General features: G+C 48.5%; 18 protein-coding genes, 1 other RNA gene and 1 other annotated feature. Of the genes, 5 read left to right on the forward strand and 14 right to left on the reverse strand.

Annotated features, from left to right (window positions below; genetic code table 11):
* Nucleotides 1-16: 16 nt before the first annotated feature.
* The 3 genes from JNUCC21_RS13900 to JNUCC21_RS13910 are packed head-to-tail and all read left to right on the forward strand — an operon-like array spanning nucleotide 17 to nucleotide 2,226.
* Nucleotides 17-844: a transporter substrate-binding domain-containing protein gene (locus JNUCC21_RS13900; RefSeq protein WP_007408208.1), complete on the forward strand. Its 828-nt coding sequence runs from the start codon at nucleotides 17-19 to the stop codon at nucleotides 842-844.
* Nucleotides 845-900: 56 nt separating this feature from the next.
* Complete coding sequence (locus JNUCC21_RS13905) at nucleotides 901-1,551, forward strand: amino acid ABC transporter permease (RefSeq protein WP_007408207.1); 651 nt, start codon at nucleotides 901-903, stop codon at nucleotides 1,549-1,551.
* 18 nt (nucleotides 1,552-1,569) lie between these two features.
* Nucleotides 1,570-2,226, forward strand: coding sequence for an amino acid ABC transporter permease (locus tag JNUCC21_RS13910; RefSeq protein WP_012118075.1), 657 nt, complete (start codon nucleotides 1,570-1,572; stop codon nucleotides 2,224-2,226).
* 35 nt (nucleotides 2,227-2,261) lie between these two features.
* Here the strand turns inward: JNUCC21_RS13910 and JNUCC21_RS13915 are convergent, their stop codons facing one another.
* The 8 genes from JNUCC21_RS13915 to cymR all read right to left on the reverse strand — a co-directional run bounded on the left by JNUCC21_RS13915 (nucleotide 2,262) and on the right by cymR (nucleotide 9,027).
* The gene (locus tag JNUCC21_RS13915) at nucleotides 2,262-2,393 is read right to left on the reverse strand and encodes a YrzQ family protein (protein WP_003152741.1); all 132 of its coding nucleotides are present in this window, start codon (nucleotides 2,391-2,393) and stop codon (nucleotides 2,262-2,264) included.
* A 21-nt stretch (nucleotides 2,394-2,414) separates the two neighbouring features.
* Complete coding sequence (locus JNUCC21_RS13920) at nucleotides 2,415-2,606, reverse strand: hypothetical protein (RefSeq protein ID WP_003152738.1); 192 nt, start codon at nucleotides 2,604-2,606, stop codon at nucleotides 2,415-2,417.
* Nucleotides 2,607-2,618: 12 nt separating this feature from the next.
* On the reverse strand, nucleotides 2,619-3,077 hold the full coding sequence (locus tag JNUCC21_RS13925; protein ID WP_007408205.1) for a PRC-barrel domain-containing protein: 459 nt from the start codon (nucleotides 3,075-3,077) through the stop codon (nucleotides 2,619-2,621).
* A 118-nt stretch (nucleotides 3,078-3,195) separates the two neighbouring features.
* Nucleotides 3,196-5,574, reverse strand: a complete 2,379-nt coding sequence (locus tag JNUCC21_RS13930) for an ATP-dependent RecD-like DNA helicase (protein WP_007408204.1) — start codon at nucleotides 5,572-5,574, stop codon at nucleotides 3,196-3,198.
* Nucleotides 5,575-5,592: 18 nt separating this feature from the next.
* Nucleotides 5,593-6,243, reverse strand: a complete 651-nt coding sequence (locus JNUCC21_RS13935; protein WP_007408203.1) for a lipopolysaccharide assembly protein LapB — start codon at nucleotides 6,241-6,243, stop codon at nucleotides 5,593-5,595.
* A 57-nt stretch (nucleotides 6,244-6,300) separates the two neighbouring features.
* On the reverse strand, nucleotides 6,301-7,416 hold the full coding sequence (gene mnmA / locus JNUCC21_RS13940) for a tRNA 2-thiouridine(34) synthase MnmA (protein WP_012118077.1): 1,116 nt from the start codon (nucleotides 7,414-7,416) through the stop codon (nucleotides 6,301-6,303).
* 36 nt (nucleotides 7,417-7,452) lie between these two features.
* Nucleotides 7,453-8,592, reverse strand: a complete 1,140-nt coding sequence (locus JNUCC21_RS13945; protein ID WP_151280724.1) for a cysteine desulfurase family protein — start codon at nucleotides 8,590-8,592, stop codon at nucleotides 7,453-7,455.
* 18 nt (nucleotides 8,593-8,610) lie between these two features.
* Complete coding sequence (cymR, locus tag JNUCC21_RS13950) at nucleotides 8,611-9,027, reverse strand: cysteine metabolism transcriptional regulator CymR (protein ID WP_003152730.1); 417 nt, start codon at nucleotides 9,025-9,027, stop codon at nucleotides 8,611-8,613.
* Nucleotides 9,028-9,221: 194 nt separating this feature from the next.
* On the opposite strand from cymR, the gene JNUCC21_RS13955 reads away from it, so the two are divergent.
* Nucleotides 9,222-10,490, forward strand: coding sequence for a replication-associated recombination protein A (locus JNUCC21_RS13955; protein ID WP_015240288.1), 1,269 nt, complete (start codon nucleotides 9,222-9,224; stop codon nucleotides 10,488-10,490).
* A gap of 115 nt (nucleotides 10,491-10,605) precedes the next feature.
* On the opposite strand, the gene JNUCC21_RS13960 is transcribed toward JNUCC21_RS13955, so the two are convergent.
* The 5 genes from JNUCC21_RS13960 to JNUCC21_RS13980 form a co-directional block, all read right to left on the reverse strand.
* Complete coding sequence (locus JNUCC21_RS13960) at nucleotides 10,606-11,370, reverse strand: ThiF family adenylyltransferase (protein WP_015240289.1); 765 nt, start codon at nucleotides 11,368-11,370, stop codon at nucleotides 10,606-10,608.
* Nucleotides 11,371-11,441: 71 nt separating this feature from the next.
* A non-coding RNA gene (ssrS, locus tag JNUCC21_RS13965) (6S RNA) lies at nucleotides 11,442-11,633 on the reverse strand.
* 62 nt (nucleotides 11,634-11,695) lie between these two features.
* Nucleotides 11,696-13,474, reverse strand: coding sequence for an aspartate--tRNA ligase (aspS, locus tag JNUCC21_RS13970; protein ID WP_020956140.1), 1,779 nt, complete (start codon nucleotides 13,472-13,474; stop codon nucleotides 11,696-11,698).
* Between the two features lie 14 nt (nucleotides 13,475-13,488).
* Entirely contained in the window at nucleotides 13,489-14,763 is a 1,275-nt protein-coding gene (gene hisS, locus JNUCC21_RS13975; RefSeq protein ID WP_012118082.1) for a histidine--tRNA ligase, read from the reverse strand.
* Nucleotides 14,764-14,826: 63 nt separating this feature from the next.
* Nucleotides 14,827-15,059 (reverse strand) — a binding site (T-box leader).
* A gap of 60 nt (nucleotides 15,060-15,119) precedes the next feature.
* Complete coding sequence (locus tag JNUCC21_RS13980; protein ID WP_020956141.1) at nucleotides 15,120-15,290, reverse strand: YrzK family protein; 171 nt, start codon at nucleotides 15,288-15,290, stop codon at nucleotides 15,120-15,122.
* 130 nt (nucleotides 15,291-15,420) lie between these two features.
* Between JNUCC21_RS13980 and JNUCC21_RS13985 the strand changes: the two genes are divergently transcribed.
* The gene (locus JNUCC21_RS13985; RefSeq protein ID WP_015240291.1) at nucleotides 15,421-16,983 is read left to right on the forward strand and encodes an SH3 domain-containing protein; all 1,563 of its coding nucleotides are present in this window, start codon (nucleotides 15,421-15,423) and stop codon (nucleotides 16,981-16,983) included.
* Between the two features lie 26 nt (nucleotides 16,984-17,009).
* Here JNUCC21_RS13985 and dtd read toward each other — a convergent pair whose 3' ends face one another.
* Nucleotides 17,010-17,453 (reverse strand): D-aminoacyl-tRNA deacylase, encoded by a 444-nt coding sequence (gene dtd, locus JNUCC21_RS13990; protein ID WP_007408194.1) that lies wholly within the window; start codon nucleotides 17,451-17,453, stop codon nucleotides 17,010-17,012.
* Nucleotides 17,454-17,463 lie beyond the last annotated feature (10 nt).

A 17,463-nucleotide genomic window follows, 5' to 3' on the forward strand; every position in this document is an offset into this window, starting at 1 on the left:
AAACGGAGGAGCGCTTATGTCACGCGTAACAAAATGGTTGTCATTCGGGTTGATATCACTGCTGGCCGTCTTTATGCTGGCCGCCTGCGGAGGGAAAGAAACGTCCGGAGATTCAAAAGGAACGGGAAAAGACACGTTAGCCTCTATTAAAGACAGAGACAAAATCATCTTCGGCGTCAAAACCGACACGAGGTTATTCGGGCTGAAAAACCCAAGCTCCGGTGATATTGAAGGCTTCGATATTGATATCTCAAAACAGCTCGCAAAAGATATTCTGGGGGATGAGAAGAAAGCGGAATTTAAAGAAGTGACGTCAAAAACGAGAATTCCGATGCTGCAAAACGGCGATATCGATGCCATCACCGCCACGATGACAATAACGGATGAGCGGAAAAAAGAAGTTGATTTCTCAGATGTTTATTTTGAAGCCGGGCAATCCCTGCTCGTCAAAAAAGGAAGCAGCATCAAAAGCACCGAAGACCTGGGAAAAGGCTCAAAAGTATTGGCGGTAAAAGGCTCTACTTCCTCACAAAACATCAGAGAAAAAGCGCCTGACGCCTCAGTGCTGGAATTTGAAAATTACGCCGAAGCGTTCACTGCGCTTAAAGCAGGACAGGGAGATGCGCTCACAACTGATAATGCGATTTTATACGGCATGGCAGATGAAAATAAACAATATCAGCTGACAGGCGAAACCTTCACCGATGAACCTTACGGAATCGCCGTCAAAAAAGGCCAATCCGGACTCATCAAGGAAATCAACGCCTCTTTGAAAAAAATGAAAGCCGACGGCAGGTACGAAAAAATCTATAAAAAATGGATTAAAGAAGAACCGGCAAAATAGAAAGGACCGCGGGATGAGCAGGCATGCTCATCCCCGTTTTATAAGGAGTGACATAGATGAACTTTTCAATTTTAACGGAAAACTTCGATATGTATATGGACGGTTTCCTGCACACATTGCTTGCGAGCTTCATCGCGCTGGCAGGCAGCTTTGCGCTGGGCGTTCTGATCGCAGTCATGAGAATCACGGCTTTCAAACCCCTTCAATGGATCGGCACTGCGTATGTGGAATTTATCCGCAACATCCCGCTTCTCCTCATCACATTCGTTTTTTATTTCGGACTTCCGAACGCCGGGCTGAGACTGGACGGCTTTCAGGCGGGAACGATTGCGCTTACGATATACACGTCGGCCTTTATCGCAGAAGCCATCAGAGCCGGAATTCAGACTGTCTCCAAAGGGCAGATGGAAGCGGCCAGATCGTCAGGCTTCACCTACAGTCAGGCGATGAGATACGTCATTCTTCCTCAGGCCGTAAAAATCGTGATTCCCCCGCTCGGAAACCAATTTCTCAACCTTGTCAAAAACTCATCAATACTCGGAGTGGTGGCGGGACTCGATTTGATGTATCAGGCGGATCTCGTTTCCTCAAGCACTCTTGTCGTGTTTGATGTCTATATTTTCGTCGCGCTTTTTTATTTGATAGTAACGATCCCGCTCAGCATCGGGGTTCACTATTTGGAAAGACGTCTCGGAAAGAGTTATTAGAGAAGGAGAGTGAAAAACATGGATTTTAGCGGCGCCTATACACCTGACCATCTGCTGTTTTTATGGGACGGCTTTTTGGTCACACTTTATGTTGCGCTGATCTCCATTGTCCTGAGTTTTATTTTCGGGCTTGCCGCCGGCACTTTGCGCTATGCGAAAATTCCTATCGTCTCGGGCATTATAGCGGCCATTGTGGAAACCATCCGCAACCTGCCGCTGTTATTAATCATTTTCTTTACGTTTTTTGCCCTACCGGAAATCGGGATCAAACTGGAAATTACCGCGGCCGCCATCACGGCGCTGACGATTTTTGAATCGGCCATGCTGTCAGAAATCATCAGAAGCGGTTTGCAATCCGTTGACAAAGGACAGATTGAAGCGGCGCGTTCTTCAGGACTGACGTACACGCAGACTCTTTTTCTCGTCGTCATGCCGCAGGCGCTCAGGCGTATGGTTCCTCCGATTGTGAGCCAGTTTATCTCCTTATTAAAGGATACGTCACTTGCGGTCGTCATCGCTCTGCCCGAACTGATTCATAACGCGCAGATTTTAAACGGACAAAGCGCTGACGGGGGATATTTTTTCCCGATCTTTCTGCTGGCGGCCCTGATGTATTTCGCGGTCAATTACTGCCTGTCTCTCGCAGCCAGACGGCTGGAAGCGAGACAAACGTAAAAAGGATACTTCCGGAGAAGTATCCTTTTTTCTGCTTAAAACATTTTCATGACTCGTCTTCTCATCCGTTTCATACCTTTTTTATTCAGCATATCGGACTGAGAAGCCATACGATACATAACGGCTCCAGCTCCTAAAGCCAACAGAGAGGTCATTGTTCTGCCCATCGCGCGTATCTCCTTTCAACTTTAAAAATTGATACTGCGTTCGTCTTCAGAAAACAAATCATCAAGACTGCTTAACGTGCCGTCTTCCTCTACTTGATGTGTCGCAATTTTGCCTTTGGCCACCGTCAGCTCAATGAAGCAGCCCCAGCAATAGTATTGGTTTACGCCGATTTTGCCGATATCTTTACTTTTGCAGTTCGGACATACAAGCACAGACTACACCTCTTATCCGTTCAGGACGATGCCTTCTTTCCCCGCTTCAATAAGCGTATCGGCGGCGCGGCGCACTTGGCGTCTGCCAGCCAGATCTGAAAAGAAGCCGTCCGAGAGTTCATATGCTACGATTATGCCCCTGTCCAAACAAAAGTATACATCTTCCAGCAAACCGAACATTTCACCATCAGGCGATTTCACCGGCTGCATCTTAATCTGTTCAAAGGTGAAACAGCTCTTCGGCAAAGGCTGCAAATGAGCATGACCGGCAGCTACGGCTTCTTGATCCATCTCTTTTATATCACTTGCCTCTAAAAAAAGATGGCGGTTATGAAACAGGCGTTTCTGCTCCAGCACGAAACCGAGAAACCGGCCGTCAAGAGAGAAACATACATCCGATATCATCCCGAGACTGCGCCCGGTGTTTTCGTCATATACTGTTCGTCCTTCAGCTGCATGGCATGTTCTCAAAGTGTGATCAACCACCTTTTGTTGAACACGTATAGGTTTTGCCAAGAAGCCGGGCAGCATACTTTGAAATGACTTCCACAGGCGAAAACCCGGCGCATGTTTATGCTCCGGGTTTTATTTACGCTTTTTCTTCCATAAAGTCAAACGGCGTGATGCCTTCCATTCCGATGTTCGCATCATATACACTGAACGGCAGCTCTTTTTGCAGGGCGGCCAGTTCTGCATCCATCTCTTCAGTCTGCTCTGTGAGCCTGTTTTTAAGCGACGTCTGTCTGACGGTGGCATCATTGTTTTTGACGCCCCATTCAAGCGCTTCTTCTTCTCCGCAAAGAATCAGAAATTTTTTCGCTCTTGTTATGGCGGTATAAAGCAGATTTCTCCTGAGCATTCGATAGTAGCCTTTGACGACAGGCAGGACGACAATAGGGAATTCGCTTCCCTGCGACTTATGAATCGAACAGCAGTAAGCGTGGGTGAACTGGCTGAAATCCTTTTTCGTAAAGGTGATTTCGTTGCCGTCAAATGAGACGACGACCATGTCTTCTTTTTCCGTATTTTCTTTGGCATAAAAAATGGATACGATTTCGCCAATATCGCCGTTAAACACATTGTTTTCCGGCTGGTTGACAAGCTGTAATATTTTATCGCCCGTCCTGTAGACGACATCACCGAATTTCAGCTCCCGCCTTTTTTCTTTCGGCGGATTCATGATGTCTTGAAGAAGCATATTCAGCTCGTTAATTCCCGCTTTTCCCCTGTACATCGGGGCAAGCACTTGAATATCCCTGGAGGTATACCCCTTTTTTAACGCGTTCGAAACGACCTGATCCACGACTTCTTTAATCTGTGAAGAATTACAGCGGATAAATGAGCGGTCCTTTGTCGGCGCGGTCAGCCCCTTTGGAAGCAGTCCTTTTTTCATATCATGCGCAAGTTCCACAATGGATGATCCTTCAGCCTGACGGTAAATATCTGTCAGGCGCACGGTCGGCAGCACCTCAGAAGCCAAAAGGTCTCTGAGCACCTGCCCCGGTCCTACTGAAGGAAGCTGGTCTTCATCACCGACGACAATGAGCTGAATGTGCTTAGGAAGCGCCTTAAACAAATGGCTGGCGAGCCAGATATCGAGCATACTCGCTTCGTCTATAATGATCAGTTTCCCTTCTATCGGCTGATCTTCATTGTAGGTAAAGCCTTCAGCGCCATTCCAGCCGAGCAGCCTGTGTATCGTAACAGCCGGCAGACCCGTAGATTCGCTCATCCGTTTTGCGGCTCTTCCCGTCGGCGCGGCAAGCAGCACCGGGAACGCCTCGTCTTTTTTATAATCACCGGGGTCAAGCGATACTCCGTGCAGTTCACTGTATAATTCCACGATTCCTTTAATAACGGTCGTTTTCCCCGTCCCAGGTCCTCCGGTCAGTAAAAGCATCGGTGAAGACAGCGCTTTTTGAATGGCATCCTTTTGGCTTGGTGCGTATTGAACATTCATCCGTTCTTCCAGTTCACCGAGTGCAAGCAGAAATTCCGATTCAGGAAATTGATCGGCATACTCCGTCTGAGCCGCAATGTCGAGCACGCGTTTTGCGACATTTTGTTCGGCGTAAAACAAGGACGGAAAATAGCAGCGTTCTCCTTCTATGACGATATCCTTACTCTCCCCGAGGGCGATGATGCCGTCAGCCGCATCCATTTCCGTGACGCGGCCGCCTTCAGCTGACTGATTCAGGAGCGTTTGCGTATTGATTATCAGCTGCTTTGTTTCTATGTACGTATGGCCCTCTGAAAGACAGGTCGATTCAATTGTATATAAGATAGCCGCTTTGATCCGCTCCGGGTGGTTTCCTGACAGACCCATTTTTCCGCCCAGCTCGTCAGCTTTCACAAAGCCGATGCCTTCAACGTCTTTTACAAGCTGATAAGGATTTTCCTGAATTTTCTCCAGTGTTTCCGTTTCGTAGGCCTGATATATTTTCATGGATAGCTGAGGCCCGAAACCGTATTGGTTCAGAGAGATCATAATCTGCTCAAGCCCCTGATGCCGCTGCAGCTCTCCGGCAAGCTTATCCGCTTTCTTTTTCGACATTTTCGGCACATCGTAAAGCACCGACGCATCCGTCAGAATTTTATTGAGCGCGCCATCTCCGAGCTTTTTGACGATTTCTTCCGCCGTTTTTTTTCCGATTCCTTCAAACAGATCACTTGATAAATAGTGAATGATCCCTTCTTTTGTGGTCGGAATTTCTTTTTTAAAGTGCTCAGCCTGAAATTGCAGGCCGAACTTAGGATGCGTGGCGGTTTTTCCGTAAAATGTGTAGGTCTCATCTTCTTGCAGCAGAGGGAAGTAGCCCGTTACGGATACGACCTTGTCTTCGATCGCCTCAGACGTTTCTGCAACCTTGACTTTCAGCACTGTATACAGGTTGGTGTCATTATGATAAATGACCGTATGAATGACGCCTTTTACATACGGCTGTTCCTCGATGTTCAGCTGATCCACGAGCCTTCCCTCCTTTTGTTATGACTGGGTGATAAGCTGTTTCGCATGAAGCGCAAGCATATGATCAGGCTGTATGCCGATTGCGCCTTCCAGCATCTCAAGCGCCTTTTCACGATTTTCTTTGTACGCGTAAGCGACCCCGGCATTATAAAATGCGTCCGCGTGGCTTGGGTCCTGCTCGATCACCGTCTCAAACTGCGCCAGAGCTTCATCCAGCATTTCTTCGTTTGCGAGGCACATTCCGAACTGGAAGCGTGCTTCCGTGTCATTTTCGTTTAATTCAACGGCACGCTGCAAATATGGCAGTGCAAGCTTCGGCCGCTCTAATTTAACGAGAACGGTCCCCAGCATATAAAACAAATCTCCGTTTTCCATTCCGGAGCGAAGCGCTTTTTCAAACATATCCTTCGCTTCGGAAAACGATTCTTTCATCACATATACGTTTCCCGCACCGTAATAAGCGGCTGCCGCCGAATTGTCCAATTCGAGCGCTCTGTTATAGAATGCAAGCGCCCGTTCGAGTTCGTTCACAGAAGAAAGCAGATTTGCGAAGTTGATATATGGCACCGGATCTTGCCCGTTTTCCTCAATCGCTTTCGTAAAAGCCTCTGCCGCTTTTTCAAAATCGCCCTCCTGCATGGCGTCAATCCCGATTTTATTATAATCCATTTTTAACTTCCTTTCGCTAAAAAACCCCAACATGCGAGTTGAGGTTTTTTACATGTGTTATACGTACCACAGTTTTGTTCCGTCTTTATAAACGTCATCTATCGTTCCGCCGCCGAGGCACTCTTCTCCGTCATAAAAAACGACGGCTTGTCCCGGCGTAACGGCGCGTACCTGCCCGTCAAAAATGACTTCCGCTTCATCATCACCCGTCATTTTCACCGTTACTTTGTGATCTTCCTGACGGTAGCGGAATTTCGCCGTGCATGTCATTTCGCCGCCGTCCATCAGACCGGGACGCGTCCAGCTGACATTTGTCGCCGTGATCTTATCAGAATACAGAAGCGGATTATGGAACCCTTGATCAACATACAAAATGTTTTTTTCAAGATCTTTACCGACGGCGAACCACGGCTCGCCGCTTCCGCCGATTCCAAGACCGTGGCGCTGTCCGATAGTATAATACATCAGACCGTCATGACGCCCTTTTACTTCTCCGTCCATTGTCATCATATCGCCCGGCTGAGCGGGGAGATATTGGCTGAGAAACGTTTTGAAGTTGCGTTCACCGATAAAGCAGATTCCCGTGCTGTCTTTTTTCGCAGCTGTCGCAAGTTCCGCTTCTTTGGCGATTTCCCGCACGCGGCTTTTTTGCAGATCACCGATCGGGAACATGACTTTGCTGAGCTGTTCCTGATTGAGCTGATTCAGAAAATAAGTCTGGTCCTTGTTTTCATCCAGACCGCGGAGCATGCGCACTGTACCTGCGCTTCTGTCCACGCGGGCGTAATGGCCCGTCGCAAGATAATCCGCGCCGAGTGACAGAGCATGATCCAAGAAAGCCTTAAACTTAATTTCTTTATTGCACATGACATCCGGATTGGGGGTTCTTCCGGCTTTATATTCATCAAGGAAATATTGAAATACCTTTTCCCAATATTGCTTCTCAAAATTGACGGCATAATACGGAATTCCGATCTGGTTGCAGACCCGGATGACGTCTTCATAATCTTCCGTCGCCGTGCAAAAACCGTTTTCGTCCGTATCATCCCAGTTTTTCATAAAGATTCCGATTACATCGTAGCCCTGCTCCTTCAGCAGAAGGGCCGCCACGGAAGAGTCCACGCCGCCGGACATGCCGACTACGACTCTTGTATCCTCCGGCCGTTTTTCCATTTGCATTCACTCCATTAAAAACGTAAGTCCGCCGTTTTAAGCAAGCCGTTTAACGACGGCGGCAAGCTTTTCGGCGGCTGTTTCGATTTGTTCCGCCGTATTGCCGAGGCCGAAGCTGAGGCGGATTGACGAAGTCAGCCTGCCGCTCTCACTTCCGAACATGGCCGTAAGCACATGGGACGGAAGAACGGATCCCGCTGTACAAGCAGATCCGCTGGAGACGGCAACGCCTTCCATGTCAAGATTGACCAGCAGCGCTTCCACCGGCACACCGGGAAAGTAAAGGTTTAAAATATGAGGCAGGCATTTCTCGGCATCTCCGTTCACCTCCGCTGTGACGCCGGATTTTTCCAGCGTGCTCATGATGATGTTCTTAAACTCCTTATACTTCGCTGTTTTCTCTTCCCTCTCACGGTTTGAAAGGACGACCGCTTCTCTTAAGCCGGCGATGCCCGGTACATTTTCCGTCCCCGCGCGGCGCTTTCGTTCCTGCTCTCCCCCGAGAAGAATCGGTGACAGCTTCACCTCTTGATTTACATATAAAAAGCCTGTCCCTTTAGGCCCGTTAAGCTTGTGACCGGAAACAGACAGCATGTCAATTCTGCTTTTTTTCACGTCAATCGGCATATAACCGAATGCCTGGACGGCATCTGTGTGAAAATAGGCCTGATGCCCGCTTAACAGCTCTCCGATTTCGTCAATCGGCTGAATGGTACCGACTTCGTTATTGCCATACATGACGGTAACAAGGATTGTATCATCACGGAGCGCTTCTTTCACCTGATTTGCACTGATCCGTCCTGAAGGGCCGGGGATGAGGTATGTCACCTCAAAGCCGTCTTCTTCCAGCTTTTCGCAGGCGTGCAATACAGCATGATGCTCAATAGCGGTCGTAATGATATGCTTACCTTCATTCTTCCGGGCGGCAGCCGTTCCGAAAATCGCTAAATTATCAGCCTCCGTGCCGCCGCTTGTGAAAATAATTTCCTGTTCTTTCGCACTGATTTCGCGCGCGATGTCCGCTCTCGCTTCATCGACCCATTTCCGGGATTCTCTCCCGAATGAATGAATGCTTGACGGGTTGCCGAAACTGCCGAAGAAATGGGGCTTCATTTCTTCGAGCACACGCTCATCCATCGGGGAAGTCGCGGCATGATCTAAATAAATCCGTTCCATTGTCTGTACACCTCTGGTTTAAATATAGAACATATAAGCTTCCTGCTCGCCGTCCGTGTAGCTCGCAAGGTCTTCTAACGTCGTGCTGTCCAGCACGTCTTTTACAGCGTCGCGGATGCGGATCCATAACTCCCGCTTGGCAGGCTCTTCATCCTCAAGCACTTCTACCGGGCTGATCGGCCCTTCCAGCACTCTGATAATATCTCCGGCCGTTATCTCTTCAGGCTGGCCCCCGAGCACGTAACCCCCGTAAGCGCCTCTGATGCTTTTTACGAGTCCGGCGTTTCTGAGCGGTGATACAAGCTGTTCCAAGTAATGCTCAGAAAGGCTGTTTGTTTGGGCGATGCTTTTGAGCGACGTCGGACCGTCTCCGTGCTTTTTCGCCAATTCAATCATAATGGTGAGCCCGTATCTTCCCTTTGTCGATATTTTCAATATGAACACCCCAGTCAATTCTAATTGTTAATTTATACAAGTAAATGGATATGAATAATCTGTTTAGTATCTTATAGACCAACTGTTATTATAACATAACTTATCCTAATTTTCATTGAAACACGGGGCCCGCCGCAATTCGCTTTTCTAATCGTCCGTTTTCCGTTACCCTGTATATGTAAGGAGAGATGTTCATGAAACCATTGGCGTATCGGATGCGGCCTGCCAATATCGAAGACATTATCGGCCAGGAACATTTGGTCAAAGAGGATAAAATCATCGGCAGAATGGTGCGTGCAAAGCACTTATCATCCATGATCCTGTACGGACCGCCGGGCATCGGAAAAACGTCCATCGCCACAGCGATCGCAGGATCGACAAGCATCGCATTCAGGAAATTGAATGCCGTCATTCATAATAAAAAAGACATGGAGATTGTCGTACAGGAAGCGAAAATGTCAGGCCAGGTCATTTTAATCCTTGACGAAGTGCACAGGCTTGATAAGGGAAAGCAGGATTTTCTGCTGCCCTATTTAGAAAACGGCATGATTATTTTAATCGGCGCGACGACCGCCAACCCTTATCATGCCATTAACCCGGCCATCAGAAGCCGGACCCAGATATTTGAGCTTGAACCGTTAACACCCGATCTGATCAAGCAGGCATTGGAAAGAGCGCTCACAGATGAACACCGGGGGCTCGGTTCCTACAGCGTTTCGGTGGACGACGACGCGATGGATCATTTCGCGCAAGGGTGCGGAGGAGACGTCCGCTCCGCTTTGAACGCACTTGAGCTTGCCGTGCTCTCCACAAAGGAATCAAGCGACGGCACGATCCGGATTACACGGGAGACGGCGGAAGAATGTCTGCAGAAAAAAAGCTATACTCATGATAAAAACGGCGATGCGCATTATGACGTCTTATCCGCCTTCCAAAAATCGATCCGAGGCTCGGACGCAAACGCCGCCCTTCATTATCTGGCCCGTCTGATCGAAGCCGGCGACCTTGAAAGCATATCAAGAAGGCTTCTCGTGATCGCCTATGAAGATATCGGCCTCGCAAGCCCGCAGGCAGGCCCCCGGGTGCTGAGCGCGATTCAGACCGCAGAACGGATCGGCTTTCCGGAAGCGAGAATTCCGCTGGCCAATGCGGTAATCGAATTATGCCTCTCGCCAAAATCAAACTCCGCCATCTCAGCCGTTGATGAGGCGCTCAAAGACATCAGGACGGGTAAAATCGGCGATGTGCCGAAACATTTAAAAGACGCCCACTATAAAGGGGCCCAAGAGCTCGGACGCGGGATCGGCTATCAATATCCTCACGATTTCGAGAACGGATGGGTCGAACAGCAATATTTGCCTGATCCGTTAAAAAACAAGCAATACTATAAACCGAAACAAACGGGGAAATTTGAAGCCGCCATAAAGCAAGTGTATGAAAAACTGATGAAGCAGAAAAAATAACCGGACAAGGACACCCTATGTGTTCTTGTCTTTTTTGATACCGGCCAAAATCTTTCGTGTAAACGGAGGATGCAAATAAAAAAACAGCCTTTCCTGAAGAAGGCTGTTTTTCTTTTTATTTATCTTTAACCCGTTTAATGTCGATGTCCTTTAAGAGCTCCATGACAACATGTCCGCCCATAATCAGACCGGCCACTGACGGAACCCAGGCGTTGGAAGACGGCGGCATTTGCGCTTTGCGGATTTTCGCTTCATCATTCCCGACTTCTTTTCTGACGTCCTCACGGATGACGATCGGGCTTTCATCAGAAAAAATGACCTGTACGCCTTTTTTAATGCCCTCTTTGCGAAGCCTTGTGCGGACGACTTTGGCAATCGGATCGGTATGGGTTTTTGAAATATCAGCAATCTGAAAGCGTGTCGGGTCTGTTTTATTCGCCGCTCCCATGCTTGAAATCAGCGGAACATTCCGTTTCAGACATTCTTTCATCAGATGAATTTTATAATGAATCGTATCCGACGCGTCAATGACGTAATCAAGCGGATGCTCAAAGAACTGCTCATATGTCTCTTCTGTATAAAACATTTTTAAGGCGACGACATCGCAATCCGGATTAATATCCGCGATCCGCGCTTTCATCAAGTCTGTTTTCGGCTGTCCCACCGTCGACAAGAGCGCATGCAGCTGGCGGTTTACGTTTGTAATGTCAACATCATCTTTATCGACAAGCACGATCCGCCCCACTCCGGACCTCGCCAATGCTTCGGCTGCGAATGAACCGACTCCGCCGACGCCGAGAACGGCCACCGTGCTGTTTTTTAACGTGTCCAGCCCTTCTTTTCCAATCGCTAGCTCATTTCTGGAAAACTGATGTAACAAGAACCTCACTCCACATTCTGGTTTTATAAACTCGGCTTGTCAAAAAGCCGCTGGTTTTAGCGCACAAAAAATAAAGTCCCAATTGTGCCGTTGCAGCTTTCCTTCGTTTTGAACCCGCTCTCAGCAGGTGGGTGCCCTTTTTTAAATCTTGTAAGTCCTCTTAACGAATGAAAAGAGGCATGTACGCCATTTAAAAATGCGGGCTCCCAAATCAAAAAAATGTTCGGTCAAAACTAGGTGTACAACTAACACATCAGGACTTTATTTAACTTGTCAAAATCATATCACAGCAGATTTTGATTTTCAAGAAACAAACTGCTGATCTTTACTGTTTCACTTTTCTTTTGACAGAAAGGTGAAGTTCTTCAAGCTGGGCGTCGCTCACTTCGCCGGGCGCTTCCGTAAGAAGGCAGCTTGCGCTTGCCGTTTTCGGGAAAGCGATCGTATCTCTTAAGTTTGTGCGGCCTGCAAGAAGCATAACCAACCGGTCTAAGCCGAGCGCGATTCCGCCGTGCGGAGGGGCGCCGTATTCAAAGGCTTCAAGAAGGTATCCGAACTCCTCCTCCGCTTCTTCTTTTGTAAAGCCGAGAAGCCCGAACATTTTTTCCTGAACGTCTTTTTCAAAAATACGGATTGAGCCTCCGCCGAGTTCATAGCCGTTTAAAACAAGGTCGTAAGCCTGCGCTTTCATATCTTCAGGCGCCGTTTCAATCAGGTCAAGATCTTCACGGACAGGCATTGTAAACGGATGGTGAGCCGCATAGAAACGGCCTTCTTCCTCGTCATGCTCCAGTAACGGCCAGTCCACAACCCACAGGAAGTTGAAGAGGCTTTCGTCAATCAGGCCGCGTTCTTTGCCGAGCTTTAAGCGAAGCGCGCCGAGGGATTGGGCCACAACCTCAAACTTATCAGCGCCGAACAGGAGCAGATCGCCTTCAGAAGCATCAAGCGCTTCAGCCAGTTTTGCCTGCTTCTCTTCATCAAAGAATTTCGCAATCGGGCCTTTTACGCCGTCGGCTTCAACTTTCACCCAGGCGAGACCTTTCGCGCCGTAATTTCCGGCAAAAACGCCGAGCGCATCGATATCTTTTCTGGAATAGTCGCCGGCAGCGCCTTTGACATTGATCGCTTTTACAACGCCGCCGTTTGCCACGGCTGATGAGAACACCTTAAATTCAGTATCTTTCACTATGTCTGACACGTCCGTCAGCAGCATGCCGAAGCGGGTGTCAGGCTTGTCGGAACCGTAGCTGTTCATCGCTTCTTCATATGTCATTCGCGGAAGCGGAAGCGGTACTTCAACACCTTTTGTTTCAAGCATGACTTTCGCCATCATCTCTTCCGCCAGAGCCATGATGTCCTCTTGACTCATAAAGGACATTTCGATATCAATCTGCGTAAATTCCGGCTGGCGGTCGGCACGCAAGTCTTCATCGCGGAAGCAGCGGGCCACTTGATAATACCGTTCAAAGCCCGACACCATCAGAAGCTGTTTAAAAATCTGCGGCGATTGCGGAAGGGCGTAAAATTCTCCTTCATGCACCCGGCTCGGCACTAAGTAATCACGGGCGCCTTCGGGAGAGCTTTTTGTTAAAATCGGTGTTTCAATATCAAGAAATCCGTTTTCATCCAAGAAATGGCGGATGGATTTTGTGACTTGGTGGCGCATTTGCAATGTTTGAAACATCGCCGGGCGGCGCAAATCCAAATAGCGGTGTTTTAACCGGACGTCTTCAGAAACCTCAGCCGCCTGGTCACTGATCGGAAACGGAGGCGTTTTCGCCGTACTGAGCACCGTCACCGCTTCAGCTTTGATTTCAATTTTACCGGTTTTCAGGTTGGGATTCACCGTGCCTTCTTCACGGGCAGAAACCGTGCCTTCGATATCAAGCACATATTCGTTTCTGATTGCTTCCGCTGCGGCAAGGGCTTCCTTCGATACGTCAGGGTTGAACACAACTTGCACAATACCCGAGCGGTCGCGCAAATCAATGAAAATCAAGCCGCCGAGATCGCGCCGCTTCTGCACCCACCCTTTCAGTTTGACGGTTTCGCCAATCGCTTTTTCAGTTATCTCGCCACAATAATATGTTCTTCCAAACATAGCGTTCCTCTCCTTCACTGCTTTTGATCTGCCTTTAACACTTGTATCAGCTCGTCTAACACCACTTCACGCTGCTCTCCTGTTTCCGCATCTTTTACATTGATTTTATTTTGGGCAAGTTCATCTTCCCCTAAAATCGCAATAAAACGTGCGCCGAGACGGTCAGCTGTTTTAAATTGGCCCTTCATCTTTTTATTTTCATAATCGATTTCACTTGAGATGCCCGCTTCTCTCAGTTTGTACACGAGGGAAACGGAATAATCCTTCGCTTTTTCTCCGAGCGTCACGATGTAGCAGTCAATCCCCTGATTGACGGGAAGCTCTGTTTTCTCAGCGTCAATGGCTGCCAGCAGACGTTCGATGCTCATCGCAAATCCGATACCCGGCGCCTCAGGTCCGCCGATCTGTTCAACAAGCCCGTCATAGCGGCCCCCGCCGGCAAGTGTTGTAATCGCTCCGAATCCTTCGGCATTGCTCATAATTTCAAAAGCGGTATGGTTATAATAATCAAGCCCTCTGACAAGGTTCGGATCTATTTCGAACGGGATGCCGAGATCGTTTAAGTATTGTTTTACTTTTTCAAAATAAGCGGCTGATTCTTCATTTAAGTAATCAAGAATGGACGGAGCCGTTTTCATCAGTTCATGCTCTCTGTCTTTCTTGCAGTCAAGAATTCTGAGCGGGTTTGTGTGCAGGCGCGACTGGCAGTCTGAGCAAAACTCTCCGATGCGCGGTTCAAAATGTTTGACGAGCGCCTCCCGGTAGGATTTGCGGCTGTCCTGGTCACCAAGGCTGTTCAGCACAAGCTTGACATGTTTCAAACCGGCTTTACGGTAAATACTCATCGCAAGCGCAATGACTTCTGCATCCACGGCCGGATCTTTGGAGCCGATCGCTTCAATTCCGAATTGATAGAATTGGCGGAAACGCCCCGTCTGCGGACGTTCGTAACGGAACATCGGTCCGACATAATAAAGCTTCGTCGGCTGCACCGGGTTCGCAAATAATTTATTTTCATTGAACGCGCGGACTGCGGCGGCTGTTCCTTCCGGCCGAAGCGTCAGGCTTCTCCCTTTACGGTCTTCAAACGTGTACATTTCTTTCTGCACGATATCTGTAGACTCACCGACGCCTCTTGCGAACAATTCCGTATGTTCGAAGATCGGCGTGCGGATTTCTTTATATTGATAAGTGCGGCACGTCTCCCTCATAATTTGTTCGACGAACTGCCATCTGTCTGATTCACCCGGCAGTATGTCCTGTGTGCCTCTTGGAATGTGATATGCCATGTTACAGGCCTCCTTAATGTCTTTCTTCAAATAAAAAAACTCCCGCTCCTACTATACATGTATAGTAGGGACGAGAGTTATACCCGTGGTGCCACCCTAGTTGGAATGCCGAAGCATCCCCGCTCTGACCTTTAACGCAGGTTCACGTCCGCTGCCTAATGACTTACAAAAGCGTTCAGCAGGGAACCTCCGGAGTGTTGTTTCGAGAAAGATGCAGTGCGGATCCGCTTTCAGCCCGGGACGGTTCCTCTCTTCTCCATGCATTCTGACCTACTCTTCTCCATTATCGGTTCAAAATCGTTATCATGACTTATGTACATCAATTTCTATTATAATAATGGGATTGCACTCCCCTGTCAAGTTTTATTCCGTCTGTTTTTCCTTGCGACCGCATCTTTCGATAAAAGACCGAACTCCGTCGCCGTCTCTTCAAGAAAACCCGCCTTTTCTCTATCGCTCTGATCACTGAAGTGCAGATTTCCTTCCGCATCGTGCAGCGCGCGTCCCATTTTTGGTTGATATTTCATGATTTGCACACCTTTTCGCTGTATTTATGACTAGTATAAACAAACCATTTTATTTTTATTTAACATTCAGCAAGGAAAATACGATATTATACAAGAATGTATTTTAGTTAGTTCAGAAAGGAGGACAGCCATGAAGAAGAGAACTCTTGCTCTTATTTTATGCGGCGTCATCATCACAGCGCTTCTTCCGTCATTCCACACCGCAATCGCCGCAGAGGGAGAAGCGGTCATCGCGACAGACAAGATCAATGTCAGAGGCGGTCCCGGCCTGAGCTATGGAATTAAGGCTGAAGTAAAAAAAGGGGAAAGATACCCGATCGCTAAAGAAGAGGGAGACTGGGTGCAGCTTCAGCTGAGCCCCGGTAAAACCGGATGGGTCGTTTCCTGGCTGATATCAAAAACAGCCGGAGGAGCAGACCATTCATCCGCAACAAGCGGAACGGTCACTTCCACCGATCCTGACCTCCGCATCAGAAAAGGCCCGGGGACATCATATGAAGTCATCGGCAAACTTCCGCAAGGCGCACATGCATCCGTGCTGGACAAGAACAGCGGATGGGTGAACATTTCTTATCAAGGCACAACCGGATGGGTTTCTTCCGAATACGTCACCGCGGACAGCGGCGGATCGGATACGAAAGCAACTTCGGCCCGAAGCGGGTCAAAAAACGGGACTGTCGGCGTTTCTTCATTGAATGTCAGAAGTGCAGCGTCACATGATTCAGCGATTATGACTAAATTATCACGCGGAACAAAGGTTTCCATCTTAAGTGAAGACCACGGCTGGCTGAAAATTGAAGCAAACGGGCAAAAAGGCTGGGCAGCAAGCCACTACATCATAAAGGATTCTGACTCATCGGACAGCGCATCCGGCTCGGGAGACGGTTCTGCGGGCTCAGGCTCCTCGAAAAAAGCGTATATTGTTTACGGCGGCACCAACTTAAGGAGCTCGGCCTCGACTTCCGCTTCTATCGTAAAAAGAGCAGATAAAGGCGCAGCCTACCCGATTGTCGGCTCAAGCGGCAAATGGTATGAAGTCCGGCTTGAAAACGGACAAACCGCATATGTGGCAAACTGGGTCGTACAAACGTCAAAAAGCGGTGAGGAAACAGGTGAAGCACCTTCTCCCGACACGTCAGGCGGCAGCGGCTCACTTAAAAACAAAACGATCGTCGTTGATCCCGGACACGGAGGAAAAGACAGCGGAACGATCGGCTACTCCGGAAAGTTTGAGAAAAACGTAACCATTAAAACCGCTAAGCTGCTGGCCCAAAAATTGCGGGCGGCCGGTGCAAACGTGTATATCACCAGACAGGATGATACTTTTATCAGCCTGCAGGCTAGGGTTTCAACCTCTCATTACCGGAATGCGGATGCCTTTATCAGCATTCACTATGACAGCTATGCCGATACGTCAACACGGGGAAGCACGGCTTATTATTACAGTCCGTCTAAGGATCGCCAGCTTGCCTCAGACGTCCATTCTGAAGTAGTGAAGCGTTCCCCTATCCCGGATCGCGGCGTTCTGTTTGGCGATTATTACGTCCTGAGGGAAAATAAACGGCCTGCCATGCTGTATGAGCTCGGCTATCTCAGTCAACCGCAAGAAGAAACAATCATACATAGCGGCTCTTATCAGGAAAAAGTGACAGACGGAATTGAAAGCGGATTGGAACATTATTTTCAATCATAAAAAAAAGCTGCCGAACGGCAGCTTTTTTATTGTTTAGAATCCATAATCAATGTAATCGGCCCGGAATTCGTCAGCTGAACATCCATCATGGCTCCGAATATTCCGGTTTCCACTTTGACTCCTTTTTCCCGAAGGAGTTCGTTCCACTTTTCATAAAGGAGCACAGCCTGATCCGGTTTAGCCGCATTCATAAAATTCGGGCGTCTCCCTTTCTTCGTTTCGCCGTAAAGCGTAAACTGTGAAACGGATAAAATCTCCCCGCCCGTATCCAAAAGCGATAAATTCATCTTGCCGCTTTCATCATCAAAAATCCGAAGATTCACGATTTTATCCGCCAAGTAAGCGGCATCTTCTTCTGTATCTTCATGAGTGATGCCGACAAGCGCCATAATACCGGGTCCGATCCGGCCGGCAACAGCGCCGTCAACCGTCACACTCGCTTCTGTTACACGCTGAACAACTAATTTCATAGCAAGCTCC

It is taken from the genome of Bacillus sp. JNUCC-21 (assembly GCF_041222765.1).
In the GTDB taxonomy this organism is placed as follows: domain Bacteria; phylum Bacillota; class Bacilli; order Bacillales; family Bacillaceae; genus Bacillus; species Bacillus velezensis.